Genomic DNA, 26,953 nt, shown 5'->3' on the forward strand with positions numbered 1-26,953 from the left:
GGTCAATCTATTGCCTAAGGAGGAGCTATGCCGATCGAAGTGTTAGATAGTGAAACCACAGATCAACGCCTAAATCAGCTCACTCAAGCCTTAGGCAGCGGCATGTTTGTGCATGTGCGCAGCATGTTGCACGACATGGCTGCCTCAGATATCGCCTTCATATTGGAGTCTTCTCCGCCGCGCACCCGTCAGGTGTTATGGCAGCTAATCGATCAAGAGCACACGGGCGAGATCCTCGATGAGCTGGGTGAGGAGCTCAAAGACAATCTGATCACCCAGATGAGCCCAGAGCGTGTCGCCAAGGCGGCCGAAGGCATGGACACAGACGATCTGGCTTACATACTGCGTAGCCTGCCCGACAGCGTCTTCAACCAGGTATTGCAGTCGATGACAGCCCAGGACAGAGCCAGGGTTGAGCAGGCCCTCTCCTACCCGGAAGACACCGCCGGCAGTATGATGAATACCGATACCGTCACCGTGCGCCCCGATGTCAATGTCGATGTAATACTGCGTTATCTGAGAATTCGTGGTGAACTGCCCGATGCCACCGACACTCTTTATGTGGTGGATAAGCGCGACAGCCTGCTGGGCGGCGTGCGTATTACCGATCTACTTACCTGCGATCCTAATGCATCGGTACGCGATATCATGAACAAGGATCTCGAAGGGATCCCGGTCGGTATGGACGATAGCGAAGTCGCCCAGCTGTTTGAGCGCCATGACTGGGTGTCGGCGCCGGTGATCGAAGAGGAGACCAACCGTCTGCTTGGGCGTATCACCATCGATGATATTGTCGACGTGATCCGTGAAGATGCCGAACACTCCATGATGGGGATGGCAGGGATGGACGACGACACAGATACCTTCGGTCCTGTGCTTAAGAGTACCTTTAGGCGATCCCTCTGGCTCACCATCAACCTATTTGCCGCGCTGCTGGCCGCCTCGGTCAGTAACATGTTCGAGAGCACCCTTGAGCAGTTTGCCACCATCGCCATCCTGATGACCATAGTTCCCAGCATGGGCGGCGTCGCTGGCAACCAGACCTTAGCTCTGGTGATCCGCGGTATTGCCCTAGGACAGATAGGTCAGAGTAACTCCCGCTGGCTGATAGGCAAAGAGCTGGCCATCGGCTTTCTCAATGGCCTGTTATGGTCCCTGCTGGTGTTTGGCGCCATCTGGCTATGGAAAGGCGATATCGCCCTTGGCGCCCTGATCGGCGGCGCCATGTTGATCAATATGACGGTGGCAGGATTTGCTGGCGCCAGCATCCCCTTGCTACTGAAGAAGTTTAATGTCGATCCCGCCCTTGCTGGCGGTATGGTGCTGACCACAGTCACTGACGTTATCGGCCTATTTGCCTTCCTAGGCCTGGCGACGCTGTTTCTGCTGAACTGAATGCCAAGAGCATCCCGATACCGAATCGGATGCGCTTGAATTTCAATATTATCGACATCTTTTTCACGTTAGTATGGTTATGGTCACATCATAGAGAGAGGTGACATGCAAAATACTCAGATATTGATCATCGAAGATAACCCAGATGTCGCCGGCGTCTTGGGGGACTACCTTGAATCCCAAGGCGCGCAGGTGGATTACGCCAGCAATGGTGAACTCGGCCTGCGACTCGCCACCGAAGGGCACTTCGAGGCCATCATATTGGATCTTATGTTACCTAAGATGGACGGCTACGCTGTCGCCAGGGCCCTACGTGAGCAAGGCGCGAGTGTCCCTATCCTGATGTTAACGGCGCTGGATGATAAACAGGATCTGCTCCAGGGGTTTCATAGCGGGGCCGATGACTACCTGACTAAGCCCTTCGATTTCGATGAACTCACTGTACGCCTGCAGGCGCTAATCAAGCGCCAACAAGGACGAGTCGCCCAAGGGTGTAAACAGTGTGGGCCGCTCACCCTGAATATCGCCGAACATACTGCCTACCGGGAAGGCAAAAAACTTCAGCTTACCCCAAGCGGTTATCAGATCTTACAACTGCTTATCTCCCGAGCTCCCAATGTGGTGAAACGTGAGGAGATAGTGCAGCACCTGTGGGGAGAGGAGCCTCCCAACAGCGATATATTGCGCAGCCACATGTACCAGCTGAGAAATCAGGTGGATAAACCCTTCGATACCCCCATCATACTAACCGTACCTAAAATTGGGTTTCGGTTAGATGTAAAACAATAGCGAGCCCAAAGGTGCAACAAACCGCCAAGAGCCTGACCCGTAGATTAAGCCTCTATTTTGGGGCTATCGCCCTATTAGTGGCGGCGATTCTCTATCTGCTCAGTGTAACCATACTCTACTGGGTCGAAGATGAGATCAATCGCCGTGCCCTGGAACAGATAGTCCCCAGCGCTCAGACCGCCTTCGAGCAAGGCGCCCGTTCGCCGCTCATCCTTAGCACTAATATCACCGCCTACAATGACCTGAGCCTGCTGCCTAAGGATTACCAACCGATGGCAGAGTTGCCGGTTGGATTTCTCGATGAGCTACATGATACTTTCAAAGAGGATATCTTCATCTATCGCGGCGAATATCAGGCGCAAGGCTTAACCCTACCATTGCTCTTGGTGATGGATGCCGCGCAGGTAGAACTGAGCAGTAACGAATGGCGCAGTATCAGCCTGGTGATACTGGCTGTCACCCTGATGTTGTTCGCCCTGTTCGGCTTTGCCATCAATCGGCTGACACACAGGCTGATCGCTCCGATCCAAGCCATTAGCAAACAGCTGGAATCCCCCGACGCCGAGCGCCCTTTCCAGGTCTCCAACGATGCGACTCAAGAGTTTCACGCTCTTACCGCCAGCCTTAACTATTACCAGCAGCAGATCGCTCAGTTGCTGCGCCAGGAGCAGGCCTTCTCGCGTTACGCCAGCCATGAACTCAGAACCCCGCTGACCATCATTCAGGGCGCCAGTCGTTTATTAGAGCAAGAGGGAAACCCTGAGTTTCTCAAACGCCAGCGTAAACGGATCGCTACCGCTGCCAGCAATATGCAACACACCATAGATGCCCTGCTGAGTCTGGTTAAACAGGAAAAGGGATTGCTAGCGTCGAATACGCGAACGCTAACAGAAAAAGAACTCTCTCAGATAATTAATGAAATACAACCGCTTGCCGACCATAAAGCCATTGAACTGCGGCTTATCCTCAATGCCACTCCACAGATCGCCCCCAGCGAGCCAGTTCTGCGTATGTTATTGATCAATTTACTCAATAACGCCATCAATGCCAGCGACACAGGCTGTATCGAGATCAGTATCGACACGGATGGGATCTCGGTGAGAGATCAGGGGCGTGGCATGAGCACCTTAGATACCCAGCCTCAGGGTCATGGCTTAGGGCTGGAGATAGTCGAGGCCCTGTGCCAGCGCTATCAATGGCGCTTTAGCCTCACCAATGGTGATACGGGCTGCATCGCCACACTGCACTTTCCTGCAGCGCCAGATGCCCCATGATGGTGCAACACGCCCACTAAAATAAAAGACCAGCCTGTCGGCATGGGGATTTGAATTGTCATCTTCTTGGCACAAGTTTCGCTTAGCATAGTGTAAACAGACACTGTGGAGGCTTTACTTTGTATACCCCCTGGACACCCATGCTCGGCGACAAGAGCAGCAATGACAGATGCGCCCTAAGGCAAAAACTAGTGAATGAACAGCACCTCAACAATCGTCACGCACAGGAGGTTGCTATGCAACTGGGCATGAATATCGATGAGTTACTTGGTCAACTGAGCCAAGTAATTCAAATAGATGAACAGCCTGGGCTAACACAAGAGATTGCCAGCCTGATCGCCGAACAGGCGAGGCTGCCACTGAATTAGACAGAGAAACGAGCTGCGAACGTTAGCGGGATCTCGTCGTGATATTGGAGAGACTATCGTAAAATTTCTGCCGCTGCTTTTCGGCGTCGAAGCGACGAACGACCAACCATTCTTTATAAAGGGCTATTGTAAACCCTACGACCACCACCAATAAGCATCCAGCTCCCAGGTAGGTGATGATATTTACTGCGACATCTGCTCCCGCAGAACTGCTGGCGCGGCCAAAACCTATCATACACAACCCTTAGACTACATCATTCACTGACCCATAGGTCATAATATGGTCAAGGGTATTTGGACAAAATTAAACCAAACTTAAGCAAAAATGACCTTAAATTTAGATTAAGGCATGAGATGAGCTAACCATCTGAACCTTATTGGCTTATTGCCAGCAAATGCCAGTGAGTGGAATTGCTACAATTCGTATCCCCGCCTCTACATCAGGTCATTGGGTCATGATCACCAAAAATTGGCTCTGCAGATCCGCCTTGTCTTGACGACCATACTTGATCAGCAGATCCGCCTTACCATCCTGATTCAAATCGTCACTGCTCAGCATCTCGCCATCTTTGGGCAAGGTCAGCTTCAAGCTATCCTTGTGAGCAAACGGGGCACCTTTTTCACTACCAAGGTAGAGATCCAGCTCCTGTTCACCATCAGAGAGCAGCAGATCCTGGCGCTTATCGCCATCGATATCGGCAAGGGTGACCACGGGCGTGCCGCTCTGTCCCGATGTCAGACTAAAACTTAACTCAACAGACTTACTCATATTGGGCCGACTGGCAAAGCGGCCATTTTTGTCCATCTTAAACAGATGCACATCTTGATCTATGCTCCCGGAAACCAGGGCGCCGATGATCTGCGACAGGCCGATATCGAAGCCCGACACCAATACCTCGCTGCGATCATCAAGGTCGATGTCCACCAGCTCGAAGCCCGTCAGGGTGCCATCGGCTCTGATCACGCTCTGGGGCTGCTTACCAAACTGAACACGATTCTCCCCGCGGCTGCCGAAATAGATCTCGTAATCGTTGACCCTATCAAGCACCCCAGAGCTTTTGGTATAGCGCACCACCATGTCGACGATACCATCGGCGTCGAGATCTTTAATCTGCTCCACCTTGCGGTAGATAAGGTCACTTTGATCCAGCGCCTCACCATAGGCGTCACGCCTGTCCCACCAATCCAGGCCACTGATCGCCTGACTGACCGCCAGATACCTGGGATAGGTTTCAAACTGACCATCTTGATGTTGGCCATAGATCTCAAGCTCACCCTCACCCACCTTGATAATGTCATCAAGACCATCGAGATCCATATCGGCAAAATAGAGTTTGGCCTCACTGTAACGAGCGCCATCACGATAGAGCAGCACCTTAGGCTTAATCGCTAAGGTTTGATTTAGCCAACCTTCGCCCTGCCCTAAAAAAAGCTGAGTTTGGTCGAACTGGCCTACGATGAAATCGTCTCGGCCATCCTGGTTGAGATCCCGTACAAAATGACCACGAGCGATAAACTCAATTCGGGGTTTTACCACCAGCGGGGCGATGGGAAACAGCTCACTGATCACCATCTCCTTTTCACTGAAAGTTAACTTAGACAGATGGGAGCGTGACATAAAGTAGACAGATTGCAGCGCGTCAGCCTGTTTAGGCTTAGCGGTCACATCGAAACGAAACAGGTCATTGGCAAGTGATAGCTTATGCAATAAGCGATACTGCTGACTGACGCCATCCAAGCTGTAGACGGCGAGCCACTTAGTCTGGGTGTCATCGACACCTATCGCCAGCAACTCCTTGTTGCCATCGCCAAGCAAATTGGCACTCACCAAAGGATGAGTCAGCTTAAAGCCGGTATCGATACGTTGCGAGACAAACGCCAGTGGATTTGAGGCATCCCCCTGCGCCTGACCGATTGACACCATCAGCAAGCAAGCGCTAACCCAAGTAAAGCAGAAATTTATTGCCAGTTTTTTCACAGATCATTTCCCTGGGTGATCTTAGGAAGGTTCTAATCTATCGATTCCCTGCGAAAAAGAAAGCTAAGTTAATGCCTTGTTACAAACAAAAGCGCATAAATCGCCAACTTACTCAACTAAGGGCTTCCAGGCGCGGGTCATCTCCCGCCTCCCCAACGCCCCCGGGTAGGGCTTCACCGTGAAGCCCACCGCCTTAAGGTTGCGCTTAAACTGACCATTGGCACAATAGCTGACCAACATGCCACCAGGCATCATGGCGGGAAAGAGACGCTCGAAGTTATCTTGTGTCCATAGCTCTGGCTGCTTACTCGGCGCAAATCCATCATAGAACACCAAATTGACTGACGCCTGCGGTAACTGCACTCGATCCCAGCTGCCATGAATTTTATGTATCACAAAACCTGGGCAGAGGGTGACATCCTCACCCCAAGGGGCACTGTGCAGCCGATCGAAGAGTGTACGCAGGGCGGGCGAGAGATGCTGCTTGTAGTTAAGCTGTGCGATCACCTCTCTCGGGACGGGATAGGCCTCAACGGTCACGAAACGGATCGGCCGGGTTATCTTACCCTCACAGCCTAAAGCCTGCTTGAGGGTCAGTATGGCGTTCATCCCCGAGCCAAAACCTAACTCGAGAATGCTGACCTGTTTAAAGGCCGGATCAAGCGCCGCAAACCCAGCCTGTATATAGACATGTTCAGACTCACTCATGGCCCCATTATGAGCATGGTAGCTATCATCAAACAGGCTACTCATTAGGGTATGAGAACCATCTTTGGTCATCTGTACATGGATCTTGTTCATTATCAGGCTCATATCAAGGCTTAGCTTGGGCAAATTGTACCTTAACCCAGATATTGAAAGGCAATGCCTTAACGATAAAAAATCCGGACAAGAGTGATCCACCTCACAGCCAGCCTGAGGTTTGAGTGCGAAAATCCGCACCAATTTCAGTAAGGTCAACAAGCCTTTATTGTGTGCATTGCCGTATAACCCAACCACGGCAGCCTGACACTGTTACAGCCAACAGCACTTAGAGAACCCTATGCCCCGCACCACTCAAGTTAGCGCCAAAGGCAACGCCTTGGCGATCGTCTCGTTTCTGCTCTGGGGACTCCTGCCCCTTTATTATCAGTTTCTGCCTGGTGCCGATGTGACCGAGATGCTGGCGATTCGCCTGCTCTGCTCAGTACCCTTTATGCTGCTGGTTTTTCTGCTGCTGAGAAAACCACTCCCCACAGTGTCTATGCTAAAGGCCAACCTTCCTTCCATTGCCCTATGTGGACTGGCTTCGCTGATCATGTGTGTCTCTTGGTATAGCTTCACTTGGGCGTTAACCCATGGTCAGGTATTGGCCGCCAGCCTGGGCTTCTTTATCAATCCACTGTTTGCCATAGGGCTAGGTGTCATCTGCCTTAAAGACAGACTGTCACTGGCACAGAAGTGGGCGGTCGCGCTGGGCGGCCTTGGGATCGGCTATATGGTCATGGCCTATGGTCAATTGCCCTGGCTTGCCCTGCTGATGGGCAGCTTTTTCGCCCTCTATGGCCTGTGTAAGAAGTTTATTCGCTTCGACTCACTCACTTCGGTCACCATAGAGGCTGCGCTACTCACGCCGATTGCCGCAGCGTATCTGCTTTACCTCAGCGCCACAGGGCAGAGCCAAGCCCTTTCTGCGGGGACAGGCAACTTGCTGCTCTACATGGGCTCGGCGCCGGTGACCCTGCTGCCGTTGATCTTCTTTGCCCTGGCAATTCGCCACACCAGTCTCTCCATGGTGGGCTTGATGCAATATATAGAGCCCACCATGCACTTTCTGCTGGCAATCTTTCTGTTTAACGAGGTGTTTGATAGCGTCAAGGCGGTGAGCTTCGCCCTGATCTGGACAGGATTAATCCTCTGCTCCCTGGAGGCGCTCCCCGGCCTCTGGCGCACTATTAATGCGCGCCGGCAGCTGCATCAGCCCCATTAAGATCTCTGCCACCACACGGCGACTGAAGATCATCGACAGATGCAGCGGACACCAGATCACCCGGTTCTCGGCTAGAGGCCAATGAGAACTGCGACTCGGCACTATGGTGAAATCTATCGGAGTGCGAAACGAGTAGAGGTCGATCCCCGTTAACCGGGATTCACTGCGCGCCAGCTGGCAAAGCAGCTCACTCCTTGGGCGTAGTTCCCGCATCGCCATTGAGGGATATGGCAACCAGGCAAGATAACTGCCATGGTGTGGAGAAGAGATAGAAAACAGCGCCTTGGTACGTTTATGCCCATCAAGGTGCTGCAGATAATAGCGGGCAACTATGCCCCCCATACTAAAACCTATCAGAGAGATCGGCTCATCTTCTGCAATACTCGCATCGATAAACCTCTGCAGCTGTTTGGCCGCATGAGCAATCCCTCGGCGACCATCAAAAGGAGCCAGTGTCGGGGTCAGGCACTCATAGCCCTGGCGCTCAAACTGACGTCGCATCCAGCCCATGACATGCCCCGTATTAAAGATCCCATGAACCAACACAAGTTTCATACCGACTCCCGATTATCGACGACACCCTTAATCCCCCCAAGGGGGTGAATATTTGCTATTATCCGTGCTCACACTCAGCATACCACCGATTAGAGATCATAAGCTCATGTCCAATGCCGCGCTGCTCCGCCAAGCATTAAGCCAAAGAACGGCCCTGCTTGCCGATGCACAAGCCGCCAATACCAACTGTTTTCGCGTCTTCCACGGTACAGTTGAAGGCATCAACGGACTCACCATAGATCGCTATGGCGATGCATGGTTAGTGCAGAGCTTTCACGAGTCGCTGCCACAGGATGAATTGACGGCCCTTAGCGATGAACTGCTAAAGGTCGAGGATCTTCCGGTTATCTACAATGACAGATCCAATAAAAACTCTCGTATTCTCAATGCGCTAACAGACGATCTCGAGTGCTTTGCCCGCGCCGAACAGCAAATGCTGGAAAACGATATCCATTTCATCAGCAAGCTTCGCCATGAAGGCCAAGACCCCTTGCTGTTTCTCGACATGCGCATCGGCCGCGAATACGTCAAAGCCCATAGCAAGGGGAAAACCGTACTGAACCTGTTTTCCTACACCTGTGGTATAGGCACAGCCGCCGCGGTGGGCGGGGCGACCAAGGTGACCAATGTGGACTTTTCCTCATTTGCTCTCGCCGCCGGACGCCGCAATGCCGAACTCAACGAGGTAGGCGACACCTGCGAATTTATTCAAAGCGATGCCTTTCCGGCAATGCGTCAGCTGGCGGGCATGAAGGTGGGCGGCCGCCACAACCAAAAACTGCCCAGCTATCCAAAACTGGCACCACGCCAGTTTGACCTGGTATTTCTCGATCCGCCACGCTTTGCTAAGAGCCCCTTTGGTATCGTCGACTTAGTCAATGACTACCAGAGCCTATTTAAACCTGCCATGATGACAACGCGTACCGGTGGCACTATCGTTTGCTGCAACAATGTGGCAAAAGTAGAGCGCGAAACCTGGCTGAAATCTCTGATCCGCTGCGTCGAAAAGCAGGGACGCGAAGTGAGCCAGATTGAATGGCTGCATTGCCATGACGACTTCCCCTCTTTCGATGGCAATCATCCCCTAAAGATAGTCGCCCTGACGCTCAATTAGACAACCCATCACCACATCAAGCCGTAAACATTCACTTTTACGGCTTTAAACCTCCCCAAGAGCATTAAGCAACAAATACTCAACAAAACAGGGGGGCAAAGAGGGCTTGAAGGTTAGATAAACTAGTTAAGCAATCAGAAAGACTCTTCATTCATAAAGCCCACCTCATCTGCTAACCAAGACAAAAACGGACATTTATTTGCCACATTTGGCACGTTTTCAATCAAAAAAACGACAAAATATAAAATTCACTTTACTTGCATCGAATCTGGCACTACATTTCGTTTCCCGCTAAACCCGCGATAAATGGCAACACAGGCAACCCACCTAAACTTACCGCCATTTATGATAGATAAGTTGGAGATTATTGGTGTTAGACGTCGCCGATAACTGTAAATCGAACAATCCTACAGCACCCATTATAGGACTGTCCTTCTTTGCCCTTGCATCAGGCTTTCTTATGAGCCTTATTCCATTGTCGCTGCACAGTTTTGGCCTGTCAGAGCAATTGGCACCTTGGCTCGCCAGCATCTTCTACCTCGGCTTGCTTATCGGTGCACTCAGAGCCGAGCGCATCATAGCGAAAGTCGGTCATCGACAAGCCTTTATGCTATTTCTGGCGCTATTAATCGCCAGCATATTCGCTATGTTGCTGTTGCCAACTGCTGGCATCTGGCTGGGAGCACGTCTGCTGGGCGGCTTTGCCGTTGCCGGTGTCTTTGTGGTGGTTGAGTCTTGGTTATTGATGGCTAACAGCCTTAAGGCAAGAGCTAAGCGACTGGGGATCTACATGGCCTGTCTCTATGGCGGTAGCGCCGTCGGACAACTGGCCATAGGTGAAGTCGGTACCCAAGGCGTATTACCCTACCTGTTTGTGATCGCCCTATTGGCACTGGCCATGCTGGCGCCACTGCTAATCACCTCGGGACAACCCTCTCATCAGCAGCAACAGAAACTCTCCATCAAAGAGATCGCAGGTCTTAGCCGGCCAGCAATTGTAGGCTGCCTGGTCTCAGGCCTGCTGCTGGGGCCCATCTACGGCCTAATGCCTGTCTACATCGCCAAGCAAGTGGGAGAACCTAACCTAACAGGGCTACTGATGGCCGCTATCATTTTGGGCGGTATGGCGATACAGCCGCTAGTCAGTTATCTCTCACCCCGTATGGATAAGCGTCTCTTGATGGCCATGTGTTGCCTAATAGGCTTAATGGGAGTGATCGGCGCCATAGAGTCCAATGATTTTACCCTCAAGGCGTTGAGCTACTTTATCTTGGGCGCGGCGAGCTTCGCCCTTTATCCGGTGGCTATCTCACTGGCCTGTGACAAACTGCCCTCGGTTAAGCTAGTATCGGCAACCGAGTTGATGCTGCTCTGTTACAGCCTGGGGTCAGTTGCCGGTCCTTTACTCGCCTTAACCTTAGATAATAAGCGTCAGGGCATGATGCTCTATCTGGGGATCTGTCTGCTCAGCACCTGTCTCTACATGCTGATCAAGAGCATGCAGAAGATCCATACACAAACCGATCATCTACAAAACTAAAGCTTGGCGCCCTAATCTTGTTTGGCACTAGATTCGTTATCAGGATGCCGTTTGGCATACCAGTTTGCCAGCGGCTGGGCCGACAGGCCGTGAGCCAATATGCTCATCAGCACTGTCACAGTCACTACGCTATAGAGGGTCTCAAACCCTTTGATACCGCCCATTTCATGGGCAATGATGAGTACATACAAAATTGAGGCGATCCCTCTGGGCCCAAACCAAGCGATAAAGGCCATGGTAGCAAGGTCCAGCTTAGTGCCAATAAGGGATACCATCACAGGTAACATACGTAGCAGCGTCAGGCTAAGCAGTGAATAGATCACGACATCAAAGGTGACATAGGGCAAGGTGGTGGGCACGAACGCCAGACCGAAGATAAAGAAACTGATCAACACCAGCAGCTCACCTTCGCTCTCGGCGAAATCTTCAATATGCCCCCTGGCCATCTCACTGGTATTTCCGGCATAAAGACCGGCAAAGAAAGCCGCAATGAAGCCATTACCCGAAAACGCTTCGGCCAGGTAGTAAGCCAAAATGGCCAGCGCGATAGGGATCAAGTTAAGATAAGTCTCTACCATACCCTCGCGCTTAAAACAAAAGGTCTGCAGCTTAGTCCCCAGATAACCGACCACGCCGCCCACCAAGGCACCGAACAGGATCTGTTCACCAACGTACATCAGCCAGCTATTGTCCTGAGCCTTTTCCAGACCGCTCAAGATCATCGCGACCACAGTGATCAATATGGGGAAGATAATGCCATCATTCAGGCCACTCTCTACATTGATGGTGGAGCGAATCTTCTTAGGCACCTTAGGATCTGACACAACCGCCTTACCCAGCGCCGCGTCGGTGGGCGTGAGCAGTAAGGCCAACATTAACAGATAGAGAGTGGGAAAATCGGGAAAGAAATACCTGGCCACTATGGCTCCCGCCACCACGGTAATAGGCAAACCGATAAACAGCAGCCGCGCCGGCAACTGCCAAGACTGTTTGAGCAACTTGAGATCTAACAGCGCGGCATCACTAAAGAGTACCAATACCAAGGCGATCTCAACCAAGGTGGTGACAAAGTCGGCATTTACCTTGACCTGAGCCACATCGAGCCCGTAGGGCGACATAAGCAGACCAAGTAAGGTAAACACCATAGGACCCGAGATGTAAAAACGCGCCAACCATTTAGAAATATAGCCATAAAACAAAACAACTAAGGCTATGATAAGTATGACGATATGTTCATCCATCTGAGATTTCCTTGGGCTAATATCATTCGCTGAGCGTTAAGCTAACAGAGATTTTACCTCCAAGGAAAGATTAATCTCTACCAGGCAGCCACACTAGCTCAGGCAATGCACTAAGATCTAGCGTGTCGCCGCGCTCGGCAATCACCACATGGGGCGGCTTACTAGTCTCGGCGGTCAGCTTAGCCAGCAGCCGCTCCTGCGCCTCCTTCTCGCCATGGATTAAGACCAGTGGCGGCATCTGTTCAAAGTGTTGATACCAATGGATAAGCTCCGCCTGATCCGCATGGGCCGACAGCCCGCCCACTGTATGTATCTTGGCCTTCACCGGAATATTACGACCATGAATCGTAAGCGACTCGGCGCCATCCACCAGTAAACGGCCCGGCGTACCTAGAGCCTGGAAACCACAGATGATCACATCTGACTTAGGATTGGCCAGATTATGCTCCAGATGACTGCGGATCCGGCCACCGTTACACATGCCACTGCCAGCTATGATGATCAGCCCCTGATGGATCTCGTTGAGCTCCATCGACTCCTCAGTGCTATTGATAAAGTCCACATTAGAAAGCAGTGGGTGCTTGCCCGGAGACAAGCGAGTGAAACGCTTAAAATCCTCATCCATCAACTGATAATTGGCCACATAAATCTGCGTCGCCTTGATCGCCATAGGACTGTCGAGACAGATACGCCAGTTCGACAAGGCCCACTCTTTGGCATAAAGGTGAAACAGGTAGAGCAGTTCTTGGGCTCTACCTACTGAAAACGCCGGCAACAGAATATTGCCTCGGCTCTCCTTGATGGTTTTAGCAAAAATAGCCTTTAGCTCCGCCAGCGTATCGTCCCAGCTACGATGCAGTCGGTCGCCGTAGGTGCTCTCCATCAACACCAGATCGGCATCATAGATAAACGTGGGATCATCCAAAATTGGCATGCCCGCCCGGCCGAGATCGCCGCTGAAAACCAGTTTCTTTCTGCTATCGGCCTCCCCCAGCCACAACTCCACCACGGCGGAGCCCAGAATATGGCCGGCATCAGACAAACGGGCCGTCAAGTTAGGCACCACTTGCACCGACTGGCCATAATCGAGGGCGACAAACTGTTTCATCACCGCCGCCACATCTTCTTCGTCGAACAAGGGCTCTAGCAGCGGCTGATCCAGCTTCGCCCGCTTTCGATTAAGCCGCTCTACATCGCGTACCTGCAGCATGGCGGCATCTCTAAGCATCACCTCACAAAGCTCGACCGTCGCCTTATGGGTATAAATAGGGCCGGTAAAGCCAGACTTGACCAGCAGGGGCAGTCGCCCCGAGTGATCGATATGAGCATGGCTCAGCACCACGGCATGGATCTCTGTGGGCTCAAAAACAAAGGGGTCGTGATTGCGCAGGGCATCAAGCTTGCCTCCCTGAATCATGCCGCAGTCGAGTAACACCTGACGGCCCGCGATGTCGAGAAGATGGCAAGACCCAGTGACTTCCTGGGCGGCGCCGAGAAAAGAGAGCGTCATCTGCATATGAGTATCCTTAGTGTGCCCACAAACGGTAAGGCAAAGAGAATGGCCAGAACTAAACTCGCCTGAAAATGAATCGGCTTATGATTAAAAGATAGTCTTTTTAATAGCTTCCAACCAGTTAACGCCAAGGTTTATCTCCATTAGCCAGAGCAGGCTTTAAAGCCCTACAGCAAATGATTGCAAAGATGAGCCAGCCTTTAAAGCTAATGGTCAATGCGGCCCGATGAGCATTTGGTTATCGCTCGAGAAAGATGATGGGATTTAGACAATAAACTAGTGTTAAACACCTTAAAACCAAACGTTCAGTTAAGCTTCCGGTGATATAAAAGACAAAAAGCCATACAGCTCAAAAAAACAGCAACACAACACCATACACCGATGAAGTCTATAGGTTATAGTTAGTTAAACGGATCACAAATGCGCTTTTCAGGATGCCTAATCATGCCCTACCAAGACGCTTTCTCATTGCTGGAGCAAGACCCTCTCTTCAGTCAAACTCAGGTAAACACGGCCCAGCTTGGCGTGCCGGATGAGATGTTTAATGGCTGGCAGCAAACCCTAGATCTTTTATCGGAAATCGTCGATACGCCGGCCATCTTAATCATGCGGGTGACAGATAAAGACATTTCGGTCTTTACCAGCAGCCAGCATCCGGACAATCCCTATAAACGCCATGATACAGAGGGTCTGGGCCATGGTCTCTACTGTGAAACCGTTATCAAAAATCAATCCGAGCTGGTAGTGCCCAATGCCTTAAAAGATAAAGAGTGGGATAGCAATCCAGATATCAAACTGGGAATGATCGCATATTGTGGCCTACCGCTAACCTGGCCCAACGGCCATCCCTTTGGCACCCTCTGCATGCTGGATAATCATGAGAGAGACTACGGGCGGACCTTTCGTCATCTGTTGGCACGTTTTCAAAATGCCATCAACGCCAATCTCGCCAGTCTGTATCAGAGCGCCAAACTGCTTCACCTCAACCAGATCTTAGAAACCAAGGTACAAGAGCGAACACTTGAGCTAACCAAACTCAGTAAAAAGTTATTGAGCGAAATAGAGCATCGCACCGCCATTGAAAATTCACTGCAATTTCATAAAGATCACGATCCATTAACCGGCTTGGCCAATCGACTTGGCTTCATTAATCAACTGTCGCAACAGCTCAGCCAAGCCGACGAACTAAACACCTATGTGATCTACTTTGGCCTACGTAACTTTAAGTCAATCAATGAAAGCTATGGCTACGTCATTGGGGACAAGGTACTGCAGCTCTTTAGTCAGCGCATTAAGGGCATTTTGCACAAAGACAACCTGTTTGCCCGTATTGCTGGCGCCGAATTTGTCATTGCCCACAGAGGCACAAATCCACTAGAGCTTCCGTTAATTAACAGCATCATACAGACCGCCAACATCCCCTTTGCTCTGGCCAATTTCAGCATCAATATTCCCTGCTGCATAGGGGTAGCAATAGCACCGACCGACGCACAGGATGCGGCCGAGCTAATGCAAAAAGCGGGGGCAGCCATGAGCATCAGTAAGAGTGACGGCACGCCCTATAGCTTCTTTAACAAGTTGACTCAGACCAATATCGAACGCCGTTGCCTGTTGGAATCTCACTTGGTCGACGCCCTAAAAAATCAGGAGCTTAGTCTGCACTATCAACCGCTATTCAGTCTGCAGCACCAAGGTGTGATCGGCGCCGAGGTCCTACTTAGATGGCACAGCCCACTGCTGGGCGACGTACCACCGGACCAATTTATCAGCCTGGCAGAAAACAATGGCCAGATCATTGCCATAGGTAACTTTGTCCTGCATACCGCCATCGAACAGGCTGCCCAATGGCTTTGCCGTGATCCCAGCCAGCAATTTCGCGTAGCAATAAACATCTCACCACTGCAGTTTCGCGACGTCGATTTTGCCGACTACATCGCCAATCTGTTAAGCCTGTATCAACTGCCGCCCTCCTCCCTAGAACTGGAAATTACCGAGGGCGTCTTACTGCAAGATGAGCAGCTGGCCAAACATATCATCGACCGCCTACAAACTTTGGGCGTCAAGATCTCTCTAGACGACTTTGGCACCGGCTACTCCTCCCTGAGCTATCTACAAAAATACTCCTTCGACACTCTCAAGATAGATCGCTGTTTTATTACAAACCTGGAGAAGAACGAGCAAGACAGAGAACTGACACGAGCGATCATCGCCATGGGTAAGAAGCTGACGCTCAATGTGATCGCCGAGGGAGTTGAGACCCAGGCTCAGGATGATTTTATTCGTCAGGAAGAGTGCGATTTCGGTCAAGGCTACCTCTATGGTAAACCCACTGATGCGATAAGCTTTGAGCGCTGCTACCTAACGAACAAACAGATAGACGGCTAAGGGCGATATATTCAGCCTTTCATCGTCATCATTTACATTTTTGCGATAACGAGTATTCACTGCAGCAAACCTGCTCTATAGAGTGGAAAAATAAAAAAGATTGCTTATGACTATTGATCCCATCGCCGAGCTGCTCGTCATGTTTATCTGTCTGCTCGCCGGCACCTCTACTCTCGCTTGGGGGGTAATGAGCTTTCCATTGCGTATTGCGCCGCGTGCCAGTGCCTATTTTTCCCTTGCTAACCTCCTCGTCCTTATTGGTGTAATACTGACAACTCAAAGAGGACAAAGCGCCAGTTATCTCTATTGGCATGGTGCCGATATGCTGTTGTTACTGGGGTTTATTCTGCTTCGCAGCGGCACTCAAGGTCTGTTCAGGCTAAACAGCAGCATTAAATTCGATAGCGCACTCTGGCTGGTCATTGGGCTACTGATGCTGACTCAGGCGCCGAGCCACGAGGCAAGCGGCACACTCGGAATACTCTTCTCGCTGATGGCGGCTATCGTCTTTTTACTGATGGCGAAAGACAACCTGGTCGCCCTGGAAAGCACGGTCAAACGGCCCATCGCTGTGGTGCTATTAAGCCCTATCGCCCTGATGGGAATCACCTTCGCCGTCAGAGCCCTGCTACTGGCATTGGACCCTTCTTTAAAACCCCAACTCGCAACTATTCTGAGCAACGATGCCATCCCTATGTTATGGCTATATGTGATCATGACTCTGTGGATCAATGTGATCATGATGGGCAATGCCCTCACCCGCTTGGTACAAAAAATTCGCCAGCAGGCAGACAGAGACTATCTCACCGGTCTGTGGAATCGACGCGCCATGCAGCAACAGTTAGAACAACTGCATCAGCGTTGGCTTAGAGATGGGCAGGCCTACAGCCTTATTCTGTTCGATCTCGATTTTTTCAAACAGATCAACGATAAGTTTGGCCACTCGGCGGGAGATGCCGTACTGGTCAAGACCGCGCAGCAGATTGGTAAAGTGATACGCGCCACCGACAGCTTCTGCCGTCTTGGGGGAGAGGAGTTTCTGCTTATCTTACCAACGACCGATAGCACAGAGGCAGATCTCATCGCCCAGAAACTACAACATACCCTAAGGCAGAGCAGCCTGAATTGGCAGGGGAGACTCATTCCCATCAGCGCCAGCTTCGGCATAGTGACCGCCACTCAAGGCGACACGCCAGACAGCCTGCTGGCACTGGCCGACAAAGCGATGTACCGCGCCAAGGAGACTGGTAGAGATCGCTGCTGCACCGCCGAACGCCCGTTGGCCGAAACCCTAGCTACACCATCTCAATAGCAATCTGCTGGCAAGGCGCCTTACCTGCTTGCATAAAGGATGCGTTCTGATTCATCGTCTGGTTAGCTAATGGCATATTGGCACAGGCATAAAGCTTAGAAAGCTCTTTGATGTCGATAGCGCCGCGGGACTCTGTGATGATCCCCTCTGTGACCATCTTCTTCATTAACCGAGAAAAGGTTTCCGGTTGAATCGACAGGCGCGATGCCAGTACACGTTTAGGAATATCTAACTCGACACGCCCCTGATTATCGCCAATCTTTTGCATGTTACGTAGCAAGAAGAGTAACAGACGTGATTGGGCATTTTGTACCGAGAGCAGTTCCACCTCGTTGATATCCTTACGCAGTCTGACACTCATCTCGGCCATGATGGCGATACAGGCATCGGAATTGCCTCTAAGCATGCCAAGGTAACCTTCGCTGTCGAAACTCACTAAGGTGCATTGAGATACTGCCTGAGCCGACACAGGGTAAGAAGCTAGACGACTAAACATCAGGGCTTCGGCAAAGGTGCGTCCCTCACGCACCACCTCGATCACCTTATCCTGTCCTTGCAAACTGGTGCGATAGAGCTGCAGATGGCCCTGAATCACCAGGTAGAAACGCTTCGCCAGATCCCCCTGATAGAAGAGATTCTCGTGAGCATCCAGGGTGATCTTGGCCGCCTGGCTAAGCAAACGGCAAAGCTCCTCTTCTCCCAGTGCCGAAAATAGGTGGTGCCTGTGAATGCAGGCCTTAATCTGTGGATCCGTTATCATCGCGCCTTCCTTAGTCCTGTCGCTTCGTTAATCTAAATCACAAGCTGATAACAAGTCGTGATCTAGATCATGATGAACAGGCATTAAAGATACATCTACTTCAAAAAACACCTAGCGCTTATTTAATGATGCATGCTGTGGTCGTGCGCAGCTCCCTGGGCTGTTACCTTGGCCGTGACCGACAGGCTCTCACCATCTGCCAAAGTCAGGGTGAGCTGCACCTCCTCTCCCAAGGCGGGTACACCGCCCTTAAAGTCCGACATCATGCCGTGATAGCCACCGGGCGCAAGCTTTACCATACCGTGAGGCGGAATCTGAATAGCCCCCACACTCTGCATTCGCATTACCTCATTTTCCATCAGAGTCTGATGCAGCTCGACTGCGCCCCTGGGGCTACTGATCCCCTTGAGCACAAGCGGCTTATTACTAGGGTTGTGCAGCGACAGGTAGACGGGCACGACTCTGGAGGTGGGCGGCATACCACGGATCCAGGCATCATGCACCATTAGCTCACTGGCTTGGGCGGCGCCCCCCCCACTACAAAGCAACACCAACAAACAAAAAACCTGTTTCATATGATCTCCTTTTTAATGATTACAGCAGACTCTCTAGCTGCTGACGCATCTCGTCGGTGGGGGTACCTGTATAGAAGAAGCCGCGCACCCGCTGCTTGCCATCGAGCACGAAGATCTTGGCGGTATGGGAATAGAGATACCCCTGACGCTTAGGCGCCTCACTATCTTCCAGGCTCAGCTTTTTATACTCGGTCGTCACCCTCTCTTCGGCCAGCTTGGTGTAATCGGCCTTAAAGAGGGCGGCAACTGCATCAATCTTTTCCCGCTCATCCACCAGACCGATAAAGCTGGGATCGAAATAGCTGAGGTATTTATTCAGGTGCTTAGGGGTGTCGTAGTCGCTATCTATGCTAATAAAGAGCACCTGGATGCGCTCACGTGTCTCACTTGGCAGCTGATTCATTAGCTGGCTGATATGGGCCATAGTGGTCGGGCAGATGTCGGCACAATTGGTGTAGCCGAAGAACATCATCACCACCTTGTCGTCAAAGTCCGACAGACGTACCTCGCCCCCCTTACTGCTACGCAGGCTAAAGTCACCACCTATTCCCTTGAGAATAGGCATATTTGCCATGCAGGCGCTGCTCATCATGCTGCCGATGAGTAGTAAAACGATATTCAGCGCACGTTTGACCTTAGGTTGAATCACTTGTGTCATCATCTTTTCCTCGTAGGGCTAACAGCGCACCTCGGCGCCAAGATCGGTTACCGGCGGCAGGTACTGGGCACGATAAAGATGTACCTTGACTCCCTGCTGACTCACGGACAAGAGCATCACCACACCGACCTGTGCCAGCTCGACTTCCCCCTGGTTATTGGTCGCCGTCCATTGATATTCAAAATTCAGTCGATATATACCTGCGGTTTCTGGCGTCAGGGTAAGGTTTTTAATCACCCGGCGACTGTCGCTATGTTCGAGACGCTTTAGGTAGGCAAGGTATTGGCCTAGGGGCTGGGAAGGGTCTTCCGGACCACTAAAGCTAGCATCCGTCGCCATCAGGGAGAACAGCCTAGCCCCATCCAAACTATCTAATGACTGGGTCCAGGCATAAAGGGCGGCGCGGATCTGATTGTTAGGCGCGGCGGCTCGGTAACGTGAGGTGAAGTCATCATACTCATTGACCAGGGTAACGCTGCTGCGCACCAACCCTAAATTATCCAGGTTCAGGCGCTGCACCACATATTGCCCCCTGACCTCACTATGCGCCTTAATCTCCATAGCGGAGGCCAACAGAAACTCAATCTCGACCTCAACCTCACTGCCATCTTGGCTTTGGGCGATCGGCGTAATCGACATGATGTGGTGGGCACCACCACGTATCTCGGCACCCGCATATTCGGCCAGATCCACCAAGCCAACATCTTTTGCCAGGCGTTGCTGGTACTGCGCCATATCCAGACTGGCGTACCAGAGATAGACATCTGCCTCCAGGCCATAGTCCACCTCGGCGGCTTGTGTACGGGGGGGAATAAAGATGGCTCCCAGCATCATCAGTAATGCCATCAGGCGTAAGCTTCGCATCTGCACCTCCTAAACCCTGTCAATAAACCTTTGCCCAGGCCGGCTAGACCTGGGCGATACAGCCTTAGGCGGTTACTATGTTGGAAGGTTTCTTCACCTGAACCATCAGGTTGTCATCCCACTCACCGTCGACCTTGATATGGGCAGCAGCCCCCTTAAGGACAGCCTCAATGAGGTTGTGATTGACATAGGCATAGAGGCCCGGCTGACGGAAATTGTACACGGCAGCACAGGCACAGCCCCCGGCGAGCATCCAGGTTTCCAGGTCGGTCTGCGGCGCATCGGCAAAGGAGCCTGCCGGCCAAACATAGTCACCGTGTCCACCTATGATATGTGGACGGGAATCACGGTTGGCTTGTGAGTGCACAAAGAGCACAGACTCACCCACCTTAGCTGTCATGGCCCCCTTACCTGTCAGGGCACCAACCGCACCATTGAACACGACATGGGACGGCGTAAGCGTCTTCATCACCTCAAGCACCTCAGTCATACTGCCCATCACAGTGTCGTAGGACTTGTACTTGCCGTTTGCATCCTTAGGTACATAGAAGTCTGCTTCACCAAGGTAGTAGGCCTTATCGTATTTTATGGGCTTACCGGCCGCATCTTTCAGGCCGTCACGTGGTAACACCATGATGGCACCGTGCATCCCCATCGCCACGTGCCACGGAATCATTACCCCGCCCGGTGCGCAGTGATAGACGAAGGTTCCTGCCTTGGTAGCCTTGAAACGGAAGGTCACCTCCTGGCCGGGAGAGACCAAGGTCAACTCACCGCCCCCCAGGGCACCTGTGGCGGCATGCAAATCGATGTTGTGGGCCAAAGCGTTGCTAGCCGGATTAACTAGCGTCAACTCGACGAAGTCATGCTGATGGCAAACGATAAGCGGACCCGGCACACTACCGTTAAAGGCGCAGACCCACGCCTTGGTACCATTTTCCAGCTCCACCTGCTTCTCTTCTACGACCATTTTTACCTGCACCACCTTAGGCTTACCCTTGGCGACCTGATCATGCTTAGGCACCATAGGCGGTGGCACCAACTCTTGAGTCACTCGCTCTAACTGCTCGGCCTTGTAGTTTGCCATGCGGTCAGACTTGCTCTGAGTCGTGGCTGAAGCACTGGTTGATACCAGACCTGCGGCCATACCCGCGCCCACCAAACCCAAACCAACAGATCCACTCAAGAAGCTGCGACGTTGCTGATTGACATTAACTGCTGGGGTAGAAGATTGCTTTTCCATAAAATACTCCGTTGTTAGCGCATTTCACCAAAGGGGTTCAAACTGCCAGAGCCGCTATGGTGAAGGTGTGAATACCTTGTAACGCTAAGACTATGCCTTTGACGCAGATTGAAATTGACTTTGGTCAAGTCGCTAAAAAAATGTGCAATGAGCAAAGCCAGACTAAAAAGTCGGGTGGGTTTCTGAAGGAAAAAACAGACATAAAAAGCAAGGGAAAGACGGGCCGTTCAAGCTCGCTGGGCAAACTCAATCAGATAAGGTAAAGGGGATCTTCTGATGGTCAAAATGAGCGAATAAATTAGGTAGAGCAGCACTAAATGTAATTATATGTTTACAAAAATAACACAGCTAAGCGCCGAAAAAGTCGGCAAGCCCACAGGGACTACCGACTTTTTCATAGCTCGTCTAGGACTCGAAGTCGGCTAGCCAAAGCTTAAGAAAATGATTAATTTGATGTTTCTCATCGAGCGATAACTGCTTTGTCAAAGTATGCTGCAGTTCGACATGGGCCTCTATCGCCTCATCGATCCGCGCCAGTCCACTGGGCGTCAATCCGACGGTGACGCTGCGCCTGTCTTGCTGGCAATGAGTTCGGGATACTAACCCCTTCTTCTCCAGGCCATCGATGCGATTGGTCATAGCACCCGAAGTCAACATCATGGCTGCCAACAGCTCTGAAGGCGTAAGACGATAGGGCTCACCGCTGCGGCGCAAAGTAGCCAATACATCGAACTCCCCCATACTGATACCAAATTGTTTATGACAGGCGGTCAGCTGACATTCCAGGTGTTTGTGAATACGCATTAGGCGACCGAGAATCGCCATTGGCAGTGTATCCAGCTGCGGCTTCTCTTTAGCCCACTGGGCTGTCAGGCGATCGACGCCGTCGAGGTGATCTGAGTTCATCGACTCTCCGAGAGAACATAAGTTGAATGAGGCGATACGCACCTATGGGTACGACTTAGTCGCCATTAATTATCTTAACGCAAAGATAATTAATCCAGAGAGACTTTACAAGCTTAAGTAAAGCGTGCAAACTAATATCTTTACATAAAGATACTTCTCGCTGAGATAAATATGAATGTACTCCTGGCCATGATCCCCGCCTTCTTCTGGGGCACCACCTATGCGGTAACCCAATTTACACTGCCAGACTGGCCACCTCTGCTACTCGGTGCCTTACGGGCGCTGCCGGCGGGTCTTATTCTACTGGCGATCAAACCCAGCCTGCCCAAGCGTGGTGAATGGGGGCTGCTATTCCGCCTGGGCTTTATCAATATCGCCGCCTTCTTTAGCCTGATCTTTGTCATGGCCCTTACCTTACCCTCGGCCATCTCAGGTGTGGGCATGATCTCTGTGCCCGTGTTTGCCATGTTATTTCACTGGGTGATCAGTAAGCGTCGCCCTAGCCTGACCCAAGGAATCTTTGGCTTAATACTGATTGGATTAGCCTGGCTGCTGTTTAATCCAAACTCCATCAGTCTCAACCCCGTTGGCCTACTTGCCATGCTGGCAGCCATTAGTTGCATCATAGTCGGCAGCACGATCACCAAGGCTTTAGGCGATCGTATCCACTGGTGGACAGTGCTTACCTGGCAACTGATCATTGGCGGCGCCCTTCTCAGCGTGGCCGCAGCAATCCACGCTGGGTTTACGCCAAAAGCTTACAGTGAATCGCTCGCACAATTGAACCTGAATAATGTCGTGGGTATAGGCTGGATCATCCTACTCAATACTGTGCTTGGCTATATCATGTATGTCTGGCTTTTGCAGCGCATGAGCGTGGTGGACTTTACCTTCGGCGGCATCGCCAATCCTGTGGCGGGGATTGTCTCGGGCATGGTGTTATTGGGCGAATCCTTCACCCCACATCAATACCTTTTGATGCTATCCATGATAGTCGCCTCACTCATGCCGCAAATCATCGGCTTGATCGCTGAGCGTAGACGGATCTCCCAGGCTAAATCCCAATAGGGGTCACAGTATTCAATGCCGAGGTTTATCCTTGACTATAGAAAGAGTTACCATGACTTTTTCATTATTTAACAGGAAGATAAATTAAGATGAAAATCAGTGCACGCAATAACCTAACCGGTAAGATCAAGGCGATTGAGGAAGGTTCGGTCAACAACGAAGTGGTTATCGAATTGGCGCCGGGTGTGGAGATCACCTCAGTGGTCACCAAGAAATCCTGTGAGCAGCTAGGACTGGTCGTAGGCGGCCAAGCCTATGCCATCATCAAGGCAAGCAACGTGATGATAGCCGTCGACTAATCTCTCTCCTTTGAGAGTGACTCAGGCATAGGGCCGATAAATATGGAGTGTTTCACTCCAGACTTTATCCTCATTTAATAGCCCTATGCCGACATCGCTTTATCCGCTTAACATCATACTCCAACAGCGCTCGTAATGACTTTAAATAGCAATGCTTCCGTAGACTTTAGCTGTCTTACTCAAGCGCTATTGCCGCCTCAAAACAAGCACTTTTCCAAACAAGCACTGCCGCAAACAAGCAGGTCTCACAACGGGCTGCTTTACAGACACAAGAGGTTGATTGCTCGCTATCGCGTGATATCTAGCCTTAACTTACTCGCGTCAACGGGACGGCGATAAACTAAGGTGTCAGTTGTACCCTAAGACATAGCAATTAGGCTCTTCATCTTTCAGGTCTGTCTCATTGCCAGCCAACATCTCTTGTAGCCATTGACGACGCGTTATTGCACCGTGGTCAGATTCTGTTTCAGTCACGCTATGTCCAGTGTTTGTTTCATATTCCATAATCAATACCCAATTCAACATTGTTCGCCGGTATAACACTCGGCACTAATTAAGCATTTGAGAGCACAACAAAACGACCACCGCGTTTAATTTATCAAACACTCGAGGTTTAATTAAATGACTGAATCTTATTGATGTCAATGAATTATATTGGTCATACAAATAAACCAAAAAAATGTGAACAAAGAGACAAGAAAACAATAAACCAATGATTAAAAACAATTTTAACAATTGAATCCTGTATTCAATTTTACCAAAATAATAAACCAAGCCACTTTTATCCTTAAAAAATTTAATCTTCTGACCATCAAATCCCACCCTTCCTATGTGGTGAAAAAAGCAAACACCTGTTTGAATTTTATCCAGCGGCAAGGCAAATCGTGGCTAAAGACAGGCAATAAGTCAGCGATTTACCATGGTGCGACACCTTGTCGCACTATCGGGATTTGGCTTTGTCACAATTTCCCTTCACTGCCACAATGCCGCCATCTAAACACGAACAAAACCAATATCATGGCACTGCGTTTTTCCTATCTTACCCTTTCCATTGGCGCAGCCTTGTTGACACTCCCCTTTGTCCAGGCTCAAGAAGCCGCCTTCGAGGTGATAAAGGTATATGGCGCCCATCAGGACAACTTTACTTCTGTCACCCCCGAGGCCCAGGCTCCTGTGAGCGACATCAGCGGCTTACTCTCTAAACTGCCAGGGACAGCGGTAAATGGTAATGGTCCCCTGACAGGCATTGCGCAATATCGTGGTCTGTTTGGCGACAGGGTCAACACTCAGATCAATGGTGTATCGCTCGCCGGCGCGGGCCCTAATGCTATGGACACCCCGCTGAGTTATGCCAGCCTGATCAACAGCGAACGTGTCGAGATGCACCGGGGTATTGCCCCCGTCTCCGCCGGTACCAATACCCTTGGCGGCAGTATTAAAGTGATCGAATCTCAGGCCACTTTTAACGATACCCAAGGACGCATTGCTGGCCAATATCAAGGCAACGGTGCACAGAGTCATCTTGGCGCCAAGGTCAATGTGGGCGGCGAGCAGCATGCCCTATTGATTTATGGCGACCTGATGCATGGGGATAAAGATCTCAAAAGTGGCAGCGGCCTGCATATTTCCCCTAGCGGCTATGACAAGCAGATGGTCGGCGGTCAATATCGCTTTAATCTTAGCGATAAGGGATTAGACGCTGAATCTATTGCCATCGGCTATCAGCATCTGGAAACCACCGAAGCAGGCACGCCCGCCTTGCCCATGGATATTGACTTCATTCGCACCGACAGAGTTAAACTCGAAGGCGAACATAACCTGGACAGCTGGGGGCTGAACTGGCATCTGGCGTATAGCGACGCCAGACACGGCATGGACAACTTTAGCGAGCGAGTTAAACCAGAGAGCACAAATGCCAGGTACAACAACGCCGAGAGCCAGAGCTATGATATGGCGCTGACACTGGGTAAAGACGCCTGGCTATTTGGCATCGACAGCCAACTCAGCACGCACAACTCGGTGATCACCGATCCCAGCAAGCCTATCTTTAAGGTCGACAACTTTAATCAGGTGCAGGACGATACCTACAGCCTATTTGCCCAGTGGCAACAGGATATTGACCATTGGCAGTGGCAACTTGGTGCCAGGGTAAAGCACTACCGAACCGATGCAGACGAGGTTAACCACTCCATGGCTGCTGCCATGCCTGCCATCAAAGTATTAATGGACAGGTATAACCAGGCCGATCGCGCTCAAGCACAAACAGGCGTGGATCTGGTGATTAATGGCCGCTATCGAGTCAATTCGGATCTCACCTGGATACTAGGCTTAGCCCGCAAACAGGACAGCGCCAGCTACCAACAGAGATACCTGTGGATCCCAATGCAGTCCACAGGTGGCCTGGCCGACGGCCGCACCTATGTGGGCAAAATGGATTTGGAGCTGGAAACCGCCTATCAGCTGGAACTCGGCGCCGACTTCAATCGTCAGGGGCTAAGTATCAGCCCGCGATTTTTCTTGCATCGTATCGACGACTATATCCAAGGGGTCAAGTCGCGCGATCCTGCGGTGATCATGGCAGCTAATATGATGGGCAGTGAAGATCCCATGGAGTTTGCCAATGTCGATGCCCAGTTACTGGGGATGGATATCAATGCCAGCTACGAGATCAACGCCCAATGGCAGCTGGATCTGCTGGCCAGTTACGTCAGTGGTGAGCGCCGCGACATCGACGATAACCTGTATCGCATTGCGCCGCCTAAGATCAACCTTGGCCTCAATTACCAACAAGGTAACTGGTCGGCCCGTATCGAAGGGGTCATGGTAGCCGCGCAGGACAAGGTCTCTGTCAGCCAATCTGAACAGACCAGCGCCGGCTATGGCTTAGTCAACTTAATGATGGCCTATGACGCACCAGCCTGGCAGATAAAAGCCGGGGTAAAAAACCTGTTTGATGTCGACTATGAAGATCATCTCGGTGGCTACAACCGGGTATTTAATGCCGATCTCGCCCCCGGACAACGTATGCCTGGCACAGGCCTTAACGCCTGGCTAGCAGGAGAATACCGCTTCTAAGAATATTTACTGGTTTTGGGAACCCTCCACTGCGCTCCCGTCCCCCGAGCATACTGCACGCTCGGGGCTTTT

24 protein-coding genes are annotated in these 26,953 nt (G+C 51.3%); 12 read left to right on the forward strand and 12 right to left on the reverse strand.

Annotated elements, in window-relative coordinates; genetic code table 11:
* Nucleotides 1–27 precede the first annotated feature (27 nt).
* From mgtE to CFF01_RS19165, 4 genes are all read left to right on the forward strand, one after another.
* Nucleotides 28–1,395 (forward strand): magnesium transporter, encoded by a 1,368-nt coding sequence (gene mgtE, locus CFF01_RS16340; RefSeq protein WP_033539436.1) that lies wholly within the window; start codon nucleotides 28–30, stop codon nucleotides 1,393–1,395.
* Nucleotides 1,396–1,500: 105 nt separating this feature from the next.
* The gene (locus tag CFF01_RS16345) at nucleotides 1,501–2,184 is read left to right on the forward strand and encodes a response regulator transcription factor (RefSeq protein ID WP_088905494.1); all 684 of its coding nucleotides are present in this window, start codon (nucleotides 1,501–1,503) and stop codon (nucleotides 2,182–2,184) included.
* Nucleotides 2,185–2,195: 11 nt separating this feature from the next.
* Nucleotides 2,196–3,458 carry a sensor histidine kinase gene (locus CFF01_RS16350; protein WP_088905495.1) on the forward strand — a complete coding sequence of 421 codons (1,263 nt, stop codon included), beginning with the start codon at nucleotides 2,196–2,198 and terminating at the stop codon, nucleotides 3,456–3,458.
* A 119-nt stretch (nucleotides 3,459–3,577) separates the two neighbouring features.
* The gene (locus CFF01_RS19165) at nucleotides 3,578–3,826 is read left to right on the forward strand and encodes a hypothetical protein (protein ID WP_157705012.1); all 249 of its coding nucleotides are present in this window, start codon (nucleotides 3,578–3,580) and stop codon (nucleotides 3,824–3,826) included.
* 22 nt (nucleotides 3,827–3,848) lie between these two features.
* Here the strand turns inward: CFF01_RS19165 and CFF01_RS16355 are convergent, their stop codons facing one another.
* From CFF01_RS16355 to mnmD, 3 genes are all read right to left on the reverse strand, one after another.
* Complete coding sequence (locus CFF01_RS16355; protein ID WP_033539439.1) at nucleotides 3,849–4,061, reverse strand: hypothetical protein; 213 nt, start codon at nucleotides 4,059–4,061, stop codon at nucleotides 3,849–3,851.
* Nucleotides 4,062–4,271: 210 nt separating this feature from the next.
* The gene (locus CFF01_RS16360) at nucleotides 4,272–5,804 is read right to left on the reverse strand and encodes an FG-GAP repeat domain-containing protein (protein ID WP_232479462.1); all 1,533 of its coding nucleotides are present in this window, start codon (nucleotides 5,802–5,804) and stop codon (nucleotides 4,272–4,274) included.
* 108 nt (nucleotides 5,805–5,912) lie between these two features.
* Nucleotides 5,913–6,605 carry a tRNA (5-methylaminomethyl-2-thiouridine)(34)-methyltransferase MnmD gene (mnmD, locus tag CFF01_RS16365; RefSeq protein WP_232479463.1) on the reverse strand — a complete coding sequence of 231 codons (693 nt, stop codon included), beginning with the start codon at nucleotides 6,603–6,605 and terminating at the stop codon, nucleotides 5,913–5,915.
* A gap of 241 nt (nucleotides 6,606–6,846) precedes the next feature.
* Between mnmD and rarD the strand changes: the two genes are divergently transcribed.
* A complete protein-coding gene (gene rarD / locus CFF01_RS16370) occupies nucleotides 6,847–7,773 on the forward strand; it encodes an EamA family transporter RarD (protein ID WP_088905496.1) in 927 nt (308 codons plus the stop codon).
* Here the strand turns inward: rarD and CFF01_RS16375 are convergent.
* Nucleotides 7,693–8,328, reverse strand: a complete 636-nt coding sequence (locus CFF01_RS16375; protein WP_088905497.1) for an esterase/lipase family protein — start codon at nucleotides 8,326–8,328, stop codon at nucleotides 7,693–7,695. The genes rarD and CFF01_RS16375 overlap by 81 nt on opposite strands.
* A 106-nt stretch (nucleotides 8,329–8,434) precedes the next feature.
* Between CFF01_RS16375 and CFF01_RS16380 the strand changes: the two genes are divergently transcribed.
* Both CFF01_RS16380 and CFF01_RS16385 read left to right on the forward strand, forming a co-directional pair.
* Nucleotides 8,435–9,442, forward strand: coding sequence for a class I SAM-dependent rRNA methyltransferase (locus CFF01_RS16380; RefSeq protein WP_088905498.1), 1,008 nt, complete (start codon nucleotides 8,435–8,437; stop codon nucleotides 9,440–9,442).
* A 370-nt stretch (nucleotides 9,443–9,812) separates the two neighbouring features.
* The gene (locus CFF01_RS16385) at nucleotides 9,813–10,982 is read left to right on the forward strand and encodes an MFS transporter (protein WP_033539444.1); all 1,170 of its coding nucleotides are present in this window, start codon (nucleotides 9,813–9,815) and stop codon (nucleotides 10,980–10,982) included.
* Nucleotides 10,983–10,993: 11 nt separating this feature from the next.
* On the opposite strand, the gene CFF01_RS16390 is transcribed toward CFF01_RS16385, so the two are convergent.
* Together CFF01_RS16390 and CFF01_RS16395 are read right to left on the reverse strand one after the other, a co-directional pair.
* Entirely contained in the window at nucleotides 10,994–12,223 is a 1,230-nt protein-coding gene (locus tag CFF01_RS16390) for a cation:proton antiporter (protein WP_088905499.1), read from the reverse strand.
* 70 nt (nucleotides 12,224–12,293) lie between these two features.
* The gene (locus tag CFF01_RS16395; RefSeq protein WP_088905500.1) at nucleotides 12,294–13,739 is read right to left on the reverse strand and encodes an MBL fold metallo-hydrolase RNA specificity domain-containing protein; all 1,446 of its coding nucleotides are present in this window, start codon (nucleotides 13,737–13,739) and stop codon (nucleotides 12,294–12,296) included.
* 441 nt (nucleotides 13,740–14,180) lie between these two features.
* Here CFF01_RS16395 and CFF01_RS16400 point away from each other — a divergent pair, with 441 nt between their 5' ends.
* Together CFF01_RS16400 and CFF01_RS16405 are read left to right on the forward strand one after the other, a co-directional pair.
* Complete coding sequence (locus CFF01_RS16400; RefSeq protein ID WP_088905501.1) at nucleotides 14,181–16,121, forward strand: bifunctional diguanylate cyclase/phosphodiesterase; 1,941 nt, start codon at nucleotides 14,181–14,183, stop codon at nucleotides 16,119–16,121.
* A 106-nt stretch (nucleotides 16,122–16,227) separates the two neighbouring features.
* Nucleotides 16,228–17,433 carry a GGDEF domain-containing protein gene (locus CFF01_RS16405; RefSeq protein ID WP_088905502.1) on the forward strand — a complete coding sequence of 402 codons (1,206 nt, stop codon included), beginning with the start codon at nucleotides 16,228–16,230 and terminating at the stop codon, nucleotides 17,431–17,433.
* Here CFF01_RS16405 and CFF01_RS16410 read toward each other — a convergent pair.
* From CFF01_RS16410 to CFF01_RS16435, 6 genes are all read right to left on the reverse strand, one after another.
* Complete coding sequence (locus CFF01_RS16410) at nucleotides 17,417–18,193, reverse strand: Crp/Fnr family transcriptional regulator (protein WP_088905503.1); 777 nt, start codon at nucleotides 18,191–18,193, stop codon at nucleotides 17,417–17,419. The two genes, CFF01_RS16405 and CFF01_RS16410, sit on opposite strands and share 17 nt — an antisense overlap.
* Before the next feature lie 122 nt (nucleotides 18,194–18,315).
* The gene (locus tag CFF01_RS16415) at nucleotides 18,316–18,768 is read right to left on the reverse strand and encodes a copper chaperone PCu(A)C (protein WP_088905504.1); all 453 of its coding nucleotides are present in this window, start codon (nucleotides 18,766–18,768) and stop codon (nucleotides 18,316–18,318) included.
* A 19-nt stretch (nucleotides 18,769–18,787) separates the two neighbouring features.
* Nucleotides 18,788–19,429 carry an SCO family protein gene (locus tag CFF01_RS16420; RefSeq protein ID WP_232479464.1) on the reverse strand — a complete coding sequence of 214 codons (642 nt, stop codon included), beginning with the start codon at nucleotides 19,427–19,429 and terminating at the stop codon, nucleotides 18,788–18,790.
* Between the two features lie 15 nt (nucleotides 19,430–19,444).
* Nucleotides 19,445–20,290 (reverse strand): hypothetical protein, encoded by an 846-nt coding sequence (locus tag CFF01_RS16425; protein ID WP_088905506.1) that lies wholly within the window; start codon nucleotides 20,288–20,290, stop codon nucleotides 19,445–19,447.
* Nucleotides 20,291–20,354: 64 nt separating this feature from the next.
* Nucleotides 20,355–21,533 carry a copper-containing nitrite reductase gene (nirK, locus tag CFF01_RS16430; protein WP_088905507.1) on the reverse strand — a complete coding sequence of 393 codons (1,179 nt, stop codon included), beginning with the start codon at nucleotides 21,531–21,533 and terminating at the stop codon, nucleotides 20,355–20,357.
* Nucleotides 21,534–21,938: 405 nt separating this feature from the next.
* Complete coding sequence (locus CFF01_RS16435; protein WP_033539449.1) at nucleotides 21,939–22,439, reverse strand: MarR family winged helix-turn-helix transcriptional regulator; 501 nt, start codon at nucleotides 22,437–22,439, stop codon at nucleotides 21,939–21,941.
* 171 nt (nucleotides 22,440–22,610) lie between these two features.
* Here CFF01_RS16435 and CFF01_RS16440 point away from each other — a divergent pair, with 171 nt between their 5' ends.
* The 3 genes from CFF01_RS16440 (at nucleotide 22,611) to CFF01_RS16450 (ending at nucleotide 26,881) form a co-directional block, all read left to right on the forward strand.
* Nucleotides 22,611–23,507, forward strand: coding sequence for a DMT family transporter (locus CFF01_RS16440; RefSeq protein WP_088905508.1), 897 nt, complete (start codon nucleotides 22,611–22,613; stop codon nucleotides 23,505–23,507).
* An 89-nt stretch (nucleotides 23,508–23,596) separates the two neighbouring features.
* Nucleotides 23,597–23,806, forward strand: coding sequence for a TOBE domain-containing protein (locus CFF01_RS16445; protein WP_033539451.1), 210 nt, complete (start codon nucleotides 23,597–23,599; stop codon nucleotides 23,804–23,806).
* Nucleotides 23,807–24,823: 1,017 nt separating this feature from the next.
* Complete coding sequence (locus CFF01_RS16450; RefSeq protein ID WP_088905509.1) at nucleotides 24,824–26,881, forward strand: TonB-dependent receptor; 2,058 nt, start codon at nucleotides 24,824–24,826, stop codon at nucleotides 26,879–26,881.
* The last annotated feature ends 72 nt before the right edge of the window (nucleotides 26,882–26,953 follow it).

Source organism: Shewanella marisflavi, from assembly GCF_002215585.1.
Taxonomy (GTDB): Bacteria; Pseudomonadota; Gammaproteobacteria; order Enterobacterales; family Shewanellaceae; genus Shewanella; species Shewanella marisflavi.